Raw genomic sequence first — 10,611 nt, 5'->3', positions numbered from 1 at the left:
TGAGGCGAGTATATCGAACCTTGTTAGATGAAGGGTTCGGATTTATGAAAGCAAAAATCCCGCCCGAGGCGGGTTCTTCTAATTAGTGGTGCCCGTACCCGGACAACTGTGTCGGGAACACAGTTGTATTGCGCGCCAGCGCAACCCCGCAGGGGCGAGCCTCAGGGATGAGGCGAGTATATCGAACCTTGTTCGATGAAGGGTTCGGCTTTTCAAAAGCAAAAAACCCGCCAGAGGCGGGTTCTTCTAAATAATGGTGCCCGAACTCGGAATCGAACCAAGGACACGGGGATTTTCAATCCCCTGCTCTACCGACTGAGCTATTCGGGCAACGGGGCGCATTAAACCTTAATCACTGTGCTGCGTCAATCAATTTTCATCACAAGCGTGCTGACCGCTTGCTTTTCCAGCAACTCCCGGCCTTTTGCTTTATCCATAATCAATCTGATGATGACAGCCGCACTCTCCCACCGAACAATGCGGCTTCAGATTACTGATCTGTAGTCACCGACCCGGGGGCAACTGCGCCGCTATCCGGAATATTTTGTGGGATGGAGCCCTTGTCCCCGACCGGCGGAGCGGTACTGCCCTGTGGCAACATAATATGGTCAAGTATCTGTCGCATCAGTGGCGCCGCCACCACCCCGTTGACTCCGCCATTTTCCAGAATGACAGCCACCGCCACTTTCGGGTCTTTAAAGGGTGCAAACGCAGTATAAAAAATATGGTCACGCAGGCGCACGGGGATCATTTTCGCGTTATACACCTGATTCTGTCTCAGGCTGAATACCTGCGAAGTCCCACTCTTAGCCGCAATACCGTAAGGCGCGGTATGAAAATATTTATACCCGGTACCGTTAGGTGCATTGGCCATACCGAACATGGCATGTCGTACCAGCGACCAGTAAGCAGAGTCAGGATCGCCGATTTGCTCTGGCGCAGATGCAGGCTGATAGGGTTCGACCGTATTACCCTGCTGTTCTTTGAGTAGCAGATGAGGTGTCAGCACCTTACCGTTATTCAGTAATGTCACCAGTGCCTTCACCATCTGAATCGGTGTTGCAATCCAGTAACCCTGTCCTATCCCCACAGAAATGGTATCCCCCTGATACCAGGCTTTTTTATGCACCGTCTGTTTCCAGTCCCGGCTTGGCAGCAGGCCTTTATATTCTTCATGAAGATCGATACCGGTCAGCCGGCCATAACCAAACTGGCTCAACATATGGTGAATTCTGTCGATCCCCATCATATACGCGACCTGGTAGAAAAAGGTATCGGCAGACTCCTCTATCGCTTTGGTCACGTTTAGCATGCCATGACCGGTTTTTTTCCAGTCCCGATAATGGCGGTCAGTGCCGGGTAGTGTCCAGGTGGGGGCCCCGAAGAACGTAGTCTGTGGAGTAATAACCCCGTTTAGCAAGGCGGACATTGCCATATAAGGTTTAACGGTGGATGCCGGTGGATACAGCCCCTGTGTCACGCGGTTGATCAGCGGCAGATCTTTATTGTTCAGCAGTTCCTCATAAGCCTTATAGCTGATCCCTTTGACAAACGGATTGGGATCATAGCTGGGCGCGGAAACCATGGCCAGCACCGACCCATCATGGGGATCTTCCACCAGTACAGCCGCACGCTGTCCTGCCAGCAGGCTTTCAACATATTGCTGCAACGGTAGATCGAGGGTCAGCCAGACATTCTTACCCGCCACCGGCGGCTGTTCGCTCAATACCCGAACGATACGTCCATGGTTATCGACTTCGACTTCCTGATAACCGGTTTGTCCGTGCAGCACAGACTCGTAGTAACCTTCAATGCCCTGCTTACCAATGTTATGGTCAGCGGCATAGTTCTCTGAAATACCTGCGGCATTCAGTTTCTTAAAGTCATTGTCATTGATTTTCGAGACATAACCGACCACATGCGCCAGATCGGCTCCGTACGGGTATTGCCGGTCCTGGTAGGATTCGATACTCACGCCGGGAAAGCGATATTCATCAATTGAGAACCGGGCAATCTGCTCTTCTGACAACTCGTCTTTGACGATGATGGGCTTGTAACGGCTGTTCTGCTTCAGGCGGTGCCAGAAGTCAGCCACATCGTCCGGAGTCAGACCAATCAGCGGAGTCAGAGCCTGAATGGTCTCTTTCAGGTTAGTGATCTGGTAAGGAATAATGGTCAGGTCATACTGGGTAATATTTTTTACCAGAGGAGTACCGTTCCGGTCATAGATAATCCCACGCGTTGGCGCAATAGGGATCATTTTGATGTCATTATTGTTAGACCGGGTCTGGTAGTAACTGTGTTCGTTAATCTGCAGGCGATAGAGGTTATACGCCAGGATGCCAAAGCAAACCGCCACTAAGCCAAAAGCCGCTATTGCGCGACGTATAAACAGTTTTTCTTCAATTTCGAAATTACGCAGCTTCATTACATAACATAGTTTGCAGGGGCATGATCATCAGACGCCTATCATAGAGGGTTAGCCAGCCAGTGCCAGCACCAGGTAGATCCCGCGGGAATTAAAGTGTGTCATTTGTTTAAATGTGTAACATAAGATTAATAACGCGAAAAAATGCAGGGACATTATTCCGCGTTATTAGCAGGACGGGGATTAGGCCGGAGAGCCCGCTAACACAGATTCCAGCGCAATATTAATCATGTCATTAAACGTGGTCTGACGCTCTTCTGCGGTCGTCTGTTCACCGGAGCGAATGTGGTCAGAGACAGTACAGATAGCTAGCGCTTTCGCTCCGAACTCTGCGGCTACACCATAAATGCCCGCTGCTTCCATTTCTACGCCAAGAATGCCGTATTTTTCCATAACATCGAACATCTGTGGGTCCGGGGTGTAAAACAAATCAGCCGAGAAAATATTTCCCACACGGGCATCAACTCCCAGCTTTTTCGCTGCATCTACTGCATGACGCACCAGATCAAAATCAGCAATAGCTGCAAAATCATGGTCCTTAAAACGCATACGGTTCACTTTGGAGTCCGTACAGGCTCCCATACCGATAACAACATCACGCAGTTTAACATCCTGACGAACCGCCCCACAGGAGCCCACACGGATAATAGTTTTAACCCCAAAGTCAGTGATCAGTTCTTTGGCATAAATTGAACAGGACGGTATCCCCATTCCGTGGCCCATGACCGAAATTTTACGGCCTTTATAAGTACCGGTATACCCGAGCATACCGCGTACATTGTTAACCTCACGGGCATCCTGCAGGAAATTTTCTGCAATATATTTAGCACGTAACGGATCGCCCGGCATCAGAACCACGTCAGCGAAATCACCTGGTTCAGCATTAATATGAGGTGTAGCCATGTTTTTTTCCTCTCAAACAGGTCATTGCCTGGCAGTCCGCCAGGCAGTGAGAAATCAGGGATGCTTTTTACAGCATGTTACGCCCGTAATCCATAGCAGACAGACCGAAATATGTCGCTATCGTCTGGCCGATATCGGCAAACGTATCTCGTTGTCCCAGGGAGCCAGGTTTCACTTCCGGGCCATAGATTAACACCGGAATATGCTCACGGGTGTGGTCGGTACCGTGCCAGGTGGGATCACAGCCATGGTCAGCAGTGAGGATCAGGATATCTCCGGGTTTCACTAACGCCATCAGTTCAGGAAGACGACGATCGAACAGTTCCAGACCCGCGGCATAGCCTGCCACATCACGGCGGTGTCCCCAGCTTGAGTCAAAATCGACAAAGTTAGTAAATACAATTGAGTTATCCGGAGCCTGCTGCATCTCTGTGACTGTAGCATCAAATAATGCATCCAGTCCGGTGGCTTTCACTTTTTTAGTGATCCCCTGCTGAGCATAAATATCGGCGATTTTACCCACCGAAATCACCTCCCCGCCCTTCTCTTCCACCAGCTTCTGTAACATTGTGGCGGAAGGGGGTTCAACGGCCAGGTCATGGCGGTTACCGGTACGAACGAACTCACCGGCTTTCTGTCCGATAAACGGGCGTGCAATCACCCTGCCGATGTTGTAACCACCGTCGGTCAGCTCTTTACGGGCGATTTCGCATAAATCATACAACCGGTCCAGCCCGAAGGTTTCCTCATGGCAGGCAATCTGAAATACCGAATCGGCAGAGGTATAAAAAATAGGTTTCCCGGTGCGCATGTGCTCTTCCCCCAACTGATCGAGGATCACCGTCCCTGAAGAGTGGCAGTTTCCGAGATAACCAGGCAGACCAGCCTTTTCTACCAAAGTATCCAGTAATTGCTGTGGAAAACTGTTAGTTTCATCTGAAAAATAGCCCCAGTCGAACAATACCGGCACACCGGCGATTTCCCAGTGTCCGGAGGGGGTATCTTTACCGGATGAAAGTTCACTGGCACTGGCATATGCCCCGATAACCTCAGCCTGTGCATCCATACCGGCTGGAATTTTACCTGTCGACAGCTCCGCCGCCTTTGCCAGCCCCAGAGATGTCAGATTAGGCAACGATAACGGGCCTTTTCTGCCCTGATCGGCCTGGCCTTCACTACAGGCTTGCGCAATATGGCCCAGAGTATCTGAACCGGTATCGCCGAATTTTTCTGCATCCTTACTGGCACCGATCCCGAAAGAATCCAGTACCATGATAAAAGCACGTTTCATTTTCGCCTCCTATGCGTCTAACAGGGTGAAAAAAACAGATCAGAACAGTATGCGACTTATTCACTGATTCTGCGATAGATGAGCGGGATTTCTTTCGCTGGCTGGTCACTGAGACTGATTGCCGCGGTAATATGTTCCGCGGCCAGCTGCCAGCTATCCTCATCGGCCGCATGAATCATCGCCAACGGACGATGAGCATCCACTGCCTGTCCCAGCTCAGCCACCTCCGTCAGGCCCACACGATAATCAATACCGTCACTGGCTCGCTGACGTCCGCCCCCTAACCGGACCACTGCCATACCAATAGCCCGGGTATCCATGGCATTCAGATAACCTGGAGTCGCGGCAAAAACCGGTTTTACTATCGGTGCGGCGGGCAGATATCGATCGTAATACTCAACAAAATCCGCCGGACCGTGCTGTTCTGCCACCATCCGACCAAAAACCTCGGCTGCACGGCCATTATCCAGCACCTGCAATAACCGTGTTCTTGCCGATGAATCATCCGCGGCTAAACCGCTGCTGACCAGCATTTCACTGCATAATGCTAGTGTCACTTCCAGCAGGCGCGGGTTTCGTTCATCGCCCCTCAGAAAACGCACGGCCTCACGGACTTCGGTCGCATTGCCGGCGGAACCGGCCAGTACCTGGCTCATATCGGTCAGCAACGCCGTGGTTTTGCAGCCTGCTCCGTTGGCTACTCCGACAATAGCACTCGCCAGCAACTCTGATTGTGCGTAATCCGGCATAAATGCGCCGCTGCCCACTTTAACGTCCATCACCAGCGCATCCAGCCCTTCAGCCAGTTTCTTCGCCAGAATAGACGCGGTGATCAGTGGTATGGAATCCACGGTAGCACTGATATCACGGGTTGCATAAAAGCGCTGGTCCGCGGGTGCCAGTGACCGGGTCTGTCCGATAATCGCCACCCCGGTATCACGAATGATCTGACGAAAACGTTGATCATCAGGAAAGATATCGAAGCCCGGGATCGCTTCCAGCTTATCCAGCGTGCCTCCGGTATGACCCAGACCACGCCCGGATATCATCGGCACATAGCCTCCACAGGCGGCAATCATCGGCCCCAGCATCAGTGATGTCACATCACCTACGCCCCCGGTAGAGTGTTTATCCACCACCGGGCCATTAAGCTGCAAATCCTGCCAGTTAAGCACCGTTCCCGAGTCACGCATAGCCAGAGTCAGAGCGACGCGCTCCGGCAGGGTCATATCCCGGAACCAGACAGCCATAGCCAGGGCGGCAATTTGTCCTTCCGACACCGAGTTATCGGTAATCCCGCGGATAAAGTGGCTAATTTCCTCAGCACTGAGCACGTGTCCGTCGCGCTTTTTACGAATAATTTCCTGGGGAAGTAACATAACAACCTCCTGCTGACCATAAGCCAGGGTTCAGTAACCGGAAGTTATCCCGTTTACCTCTGTACCACAGGTTTGCAGCAAACTGTTCAGCAAACCTGAGGCCCCGAAACGGAAATGCCGGGCATCGGCCCATTCATCGCCAAGGATTTGAGCGGCCAGAGCCAGATAGGCGGCAGCATCTTCGGTAGTACGGACACCGCCGGCCGGTTTAAATCCGACAGTGGCGGCCACGCCTTTGTCACGGATCACCTCCAGCATAATTCTGGCGCTCTCCAGGGTGGCATTGACGGCCACCTTGCCGGTCGAGGTTTTGATAAAATCCGCGCCTGAGTCAATCGCAATTTCAGAAGCCTGACGAATCAGTGCAGGATCCTGTAACTCACCACTTTCAATAATGACTTTCAACAATACGTTTGCGTCATGGCACACCTTGCTGCAGGCGTTCACCAGTTCGGCTCCGCACTGTGCATCACCGGCTTTCAGTGCCCGCCAGGGAAACACCACATCGACTTCATCCGCACCGTAAGCAATAGCCGCCCGGGTCTCAGCGAGGGCAATGTCTACATCCGCGCCACCTGCAGGGAAATTAGTGACTGTGGCAATACGTACCTGAGGTGTTCCCTGTTCACGCAGCACTTTACGGGCCAGTGGAATAAATCGTGGATAGATACAGACGGCCGCCGTCAGTCCGGCAGGCGAGTTCGCCTGTCGGCAAAGCGCTGCCACTTTTTCCTCAGTATCATCATCATTAAGCGTAGTGAGATCCATCAGCCCTATCGCCTTGCGGGCAGTAGCGGTCATATCAGTCATGAAAAATTCCTCCGCGGGCCATCGCCCTTTGATAACTTTGCAACAAAAAACATTAATTAATGTTCATATTATAACAAACAACAGCGCAGGATAATCGCGGGACAGATCAAATAAATCGAGTCATGCCGCAGATACCGCCGAAAATAAGGTTTATGGCAAGAAGGATAAGTCATGCACGGTTGACTGCAAAGGTCACATCAAATGTTTCAATAATAACAATTCAGTCCGCCGTGCCGGAGTTTAGTCCCCGACTGCCTGTAAGCGGGGAAATAACTGCAGGGTGTTTGCCAGCATCACTTCAGCAATCTGCTCCTCTGGCTCTGAACGTAATTCAGCCAGTATCCGGCACACCACCGCCACCTGCTCAGGTCGGTTTGGCTGGCCCTGGAACCCCTGCAAAGGCATATCTGGTGCATCCGTTTCCAGCACCAAACAGGAGAGGGGCAGACTGGCTATGGTGTGACGTGTTTTCGCCGCCCGTGGATAAGTAATGGTTCCCCCCACCCCAATCCGGTAACCGAGTTTAACAAACGCCAACGCCTGTGACAGGCTACCGGCAAAGCCATGAATGACGCCGGTTGCCGGTAATTGCGCCTGGCGTAGTAACGAGGCCAGTGGATCATGCGTCCGGCGTGAGTGAAGGATCAGCGGTAAATCATAGCGTTTAGCCAATGCAAACTGCGCTTTGAGAAAGGTGATCTGTTTCGCGGACTGAGCGGCAAGAGCCGGAGTGAAATAGTCCAGACCGGTTTCCCCGATGGCCACCAGCTTTTCTGGCTGTTGATGTAACCATTGCTGCAACTTGTCTATATCATCATCACAATGATCCTCTGACCATACCGGATGCAGGCCGAGCGCAGCGTAAAGCGGGGAACAGGTGTCGGCCAGTTGCATCACGGCAGCAAAACGAGCCTGACTGACCGCCGGAATGATGATTTTTTCCACGCCAGCACTCTGGGCACGGGCAAGCTCCGTCGTTTCATGATGTTCAAACGGCGGAAAATCATAATGGCAGTGAGTATCAATAAATCGCAAGGCTGTCTCCTTTCACCACAATACCGTACCACACCGGCACTGAGCTCCGGCAATACGGCAGAAAGTTGAAAGAAGTGTATCAGGAGAGCAGCGTTGCCGGTATCCATACCGGCAACCACTGTCATAAGACCGGGACAGTCTCAGTCGTGGCTCAGAGTCTTTTCCGGCCGGTAAACAGACTGACAAGAAACAAAATAATACCAACAACAAATACAACTTTAGCTGCCCAGGCTGCGGTTCCTGCCAGCCCGCCAAAACCCAGCGCAGCAGCAATTAACGCAATCACCAGAAAGATAATTCCCCAACGAAACATAGTTATCTCCTTACTTTCATTAACAAATTTATCTCTAAATGTTGTTCTGAAACGCTCAGAACCGGTATTTATCCTGAATACTCTTTTGTTAACAACACTCCCTTTCAGTTACCGAAATCGGGTTATTCGCCAACAGATAACTGATTTTTTACTTCACTGACACCCGATACTTTAGCGGCAATGTCACCCGCATGAACCTTCTGTTCACGGCTGCTAACCTTGCCAGTCAGTAACACCACTCCCTGGGTGGTTGTCACCGAGATATGACGAGAAGAGATACTTTTTTCTGTCATTAATCTGGCCACAATTTCACTGGTGGTTGCCGTATCACTGGCATAACTTTTCAGGGTAGTCTGCTGCTGAGGTTTGATGTGCAGGTCAGTTTTGACCTGCCGTACCCCTTTCACCGACGCAACCAACTGTTTAACTCTGCTGAGTTGCCGGTATGAAGCGACAAATCCTTTTACTGACACAATTCCCCGGGTCGTCGACACCGAAAGATCGGTACTGTTAATCTTTTTATCATCCACCAGCACCGTTTTCACTTTGGCAGTGATGGTGCTGTCATCCATAAACTTATCAACACTTTTTAACGACAGGTCGAGAGACGGATCAGTATGTTTTTCTGCTCCCTGCCCCCTGACCGGAAGTTCTGCAGCGCTGATATTAAGACTTATCAACAGCGACACCAGCAACAACCGGCAAAAATAGCTCTTTCTTTTCATTCATTTACCCTGTGCGACTGCTCCGTCCGGCCAGACAGATAACCTCTTTTAGTAAGTCATATTGTAATAGCCTGCGAACCGCAACCACATAACATTAATAGTAGTCGAATTTTATAGTTATGCTGATTTTTAGGAATCGGCTTAACCCCGGAAGTCCTGCACATCGACTCCCTGCTTACCTGCGATACCTCTCAGGTACAGCCAGTAATATTAACCAATTTACAGGCTCTCTAAGAAGCGGCAGATTCCGGGATATTTGCCGGAACACGGGGACAACATCATGATGGCGGGAAATCACTGCGGTGGTCTTGCCGGTGCTCAGAGTGTCTGTCGGCCTGGAATCAGGTAAAAAAACGGAGACTGAGTTAGTCTCCGGCGGGATCTTGCTTCCCGGTACCGTCATAAGCTGAATTCTGCCCGGCACCGGTCTTCAGGGTGAAAAAAAACGCTTATTGCCGCGATACCTGCCAGTCCGCCGTGTGACGACGCAGCAGTTCCCAGTCAAGGTAACGGGCATCCAGCTCGCTAAATTGCGGGCAACCCAGTAAGGCAATCACCCGGCTTAACTCCTCTTTCAGGATATCGATAACCCGCTGAACTCCTGGCTGGCCGCCGGCCGCCAGCCCATAGGAAGTCGCCCGACCCAACAGCACGCCTTCCGCACCCAATGCCAGGGCTTTGACAATATCACTGCCGCGACGGAAACCACCATCCAGCAGCACAGGAATCCGACCCCGCACCGCTTCCATCACTTCCGGCAGGATTTCCATCGAAGATAATGCACCGTCCAGCTGGCGTCCCCCATGATTCGACAGAATCACTCCGTCTGCGCCGGCTTCGGCTGCTTTCAGAACATCGTATTTATTCAGCAGACCTTTGATCAGTAGTTTACGCGGCCACAAGTCGCGCAACCAGCGAACATCATCCCAGGACAGCGCAGCAGACAACTGTGAGGCCAGTGCATGCGCTGCACCTTTCACATCATCCTTACCCGGCTCCAGCAAATCGCCAAGATTCGCAAACCGCGGGAAACCGTTTGGGATCAGGACATCTGCCATCCAGCGTGGGTGCATCACCACATCCAGCATATTGCGATAACTGAGTTTCAGATGCCCACGATAGTTACGCGAGTCCCATTCACGCTTGCCATGTACCGGGTTATCAACCGTCAGCACAATGGTATCAATTCTTGAATTGAGTAAGCGCTTCACCAACTGTTCGACAAAACTACGGTTCCGGTAGAGATAGATTTGCATCCAGACCCGCGCATCGGTCTTATTACAGATATCTTCCAGCGAAACGGTTGAAACGTTACTTAACACGTAAGGAATGCCAGACGCTGCGGCTGCACGCGCCAACGACAGATCCCCCTGGTTTGACAATAATCCACTGAACCCGGTAGGGCCAATCACGAAAGGGGCCTCGCAACGTTCCCCGAGGATAGTCTTACCAATATCCCGCCCGGAGACATCGACCAGCGCCTGAGGCCGAAAGGCAATATCATTAAACACACTACGGTTACGCTTCAGCGATACTTCATCTTCTGAAGCACCATCCAGGAATTCAAAACAAAAATTTGGTACCCTGCAACGAGCCACACCACGCATCTCATCCACATTCTGGACCCGTTGCAGGTCCCCACCTCTGTACATACGCCTTTTCATAATATCCCCGAAAAACCTGCTGGTTAATCAATAACATTTATATCAAAAACGGCCATGCCATGA

Annotated in this window: 9 protein-coding genes and 1 tRNA gene; all 10 read right to left on the bottom strand. The window is 51.4% G+C overall.

The window, feature by feature from the left end; all coding sequences use genetic code 11:
• Positions 1 to 254 precede the first annotated feature (254 nt).
• Positions 255 to 330: transfer RNA gene (locus B3Z23_RS10995), tRNA-Phe, on the bottom strand.
• 160 nt (positions 331 to 490) lie between these two features.
• Positions 491 to 2,428 carry a penicillin-binding protein 2 gene (gene mrdA, locus B3Z23_RS10990; RefSeq protein WP_294909419.1) on the bottom strand — a complete coding sequence of 646 codons (1,938 nt, stop codon included), beginning with the start codon at positions 2,426 to 2,428 and terminating at the stop codon, positions 491 to 493.
• Positions 2,429 to 2,611: 183 nt separating this feature from the next.
• Positions 2,612 to 3,331: a purine-nucleoside phosphorylase gene (gene deoD / locus B3Z23_RS10985; RefSeq protein WP_294909417.1), complete on the bottom strand. Its 720-nt coding sequence runs from the start codon at positions 3,329 to 3,331 to the stop codon at positions 2,612 to 2,614.
• A 67-nt stretch (positions 3,332 to 3,398) separates the two neighbouring features.
• The gene (gene deoB, locus B3Z23_RS10980; protein WP_294909416.1) at positions 3,399 to 4,622 is read right to left on the bottom strand and encodes a phosphopentomutase; all 1,224 of its coding nucleotides are present in this window, start codon (positions 4,620 to 4,622) and stop codon (positions 3,399 to 3,401) included.
• Between the two features lie 56 nt (positions 4,623 to 4,678).
• Positions 4,679 to 6,001 carry a thymidine phosphorylase gene (gene deoA, locus B3Z23_RS10975; protein ID WP_294909414.1) on the bottom strand — a complete coding sequence of 441 codons (1,323 nt, stop codon included), beginning with the start codon at positions 5,999 to 6,001 and terminating at the stop codon, positions 4,679 to 4,681.
• A gap of 30 nt (positions 6,002 to 6,031) precedes the next feature.
• Entirely contained in the window at positions 6,032 to 6,811 is a 780-nt protein-coding gene (gene deoC, locus B3Z23_RS10970) for a deoxyribose-phosphate aldolase (protein ID WP_294909412.1), read from the bottom strand.
• Between the two features lie 240 nt (positions 6,812 to 7,051).
• Positions 7,052 to 7,846 (bottom strand): TatD family hydrolase, encoded by a 795-nt coding sequence (locus B3Z23_RS10965; protein WP_294909410.1) that lies wholly within the window; start codon positions 7,844 to 7,846, stop codon positions 7,052 to 7,054.
• 151 nt (positions 7,847 to 7,997) lie between these two features.
• Positions 7,998 to 8,159 carry a DUF1328 domain-containing protein gene (locus B3Z23_RS10960; protein WP_009634777.1) on the bottom strand — a complete coding sequence of 54 codons (162 nt, stop codon included), beginning with the start codon at positions 8,157 to 8,159 and terminating at the stop codon, positions 7,998 to 8,000.
• Positions 8,160 to 8,281: 122 nt separating this feature from the next.
• Entirely contained in the window at positions 8,282 to 8,884 is a 603-nt protein-coding gene (locus B3Z23_RS10955; protein WP_294909408.1) for a BON domain-containing protein, read from the bottom strand.
• A 449-nt stretch (positions 8,885 to 9,333) separates the two neighbouring features.
• Positions 9,334 to 10,548, bottom strand: coding sequence for an alpha-hydroxy acid oxidase (locus B3Z23_RS10950; RefSeq protein ID WP_294909406.1), 1,215 nt, complete (start codon positions 10,546 to 10,548; stop codon positions 9,334 to 9,336).
• Between the last annotated feature and the right edge of the window lie 63 nt (positions 10,549 to 10,611).

The organism is Tatumella sp. UBA2305, assembly GCF_002345795.1.
GTDB classification, from domain to species: Bacteria; Pseudomonadota; Gammaproteobacteria; order Enterobacterales; family Enterobacteriaceae; genus Tatumella; species Tatumella morbirosei.
This window is presented reverse-complemented; position numbering and strand designations above follow the sequence as displayed.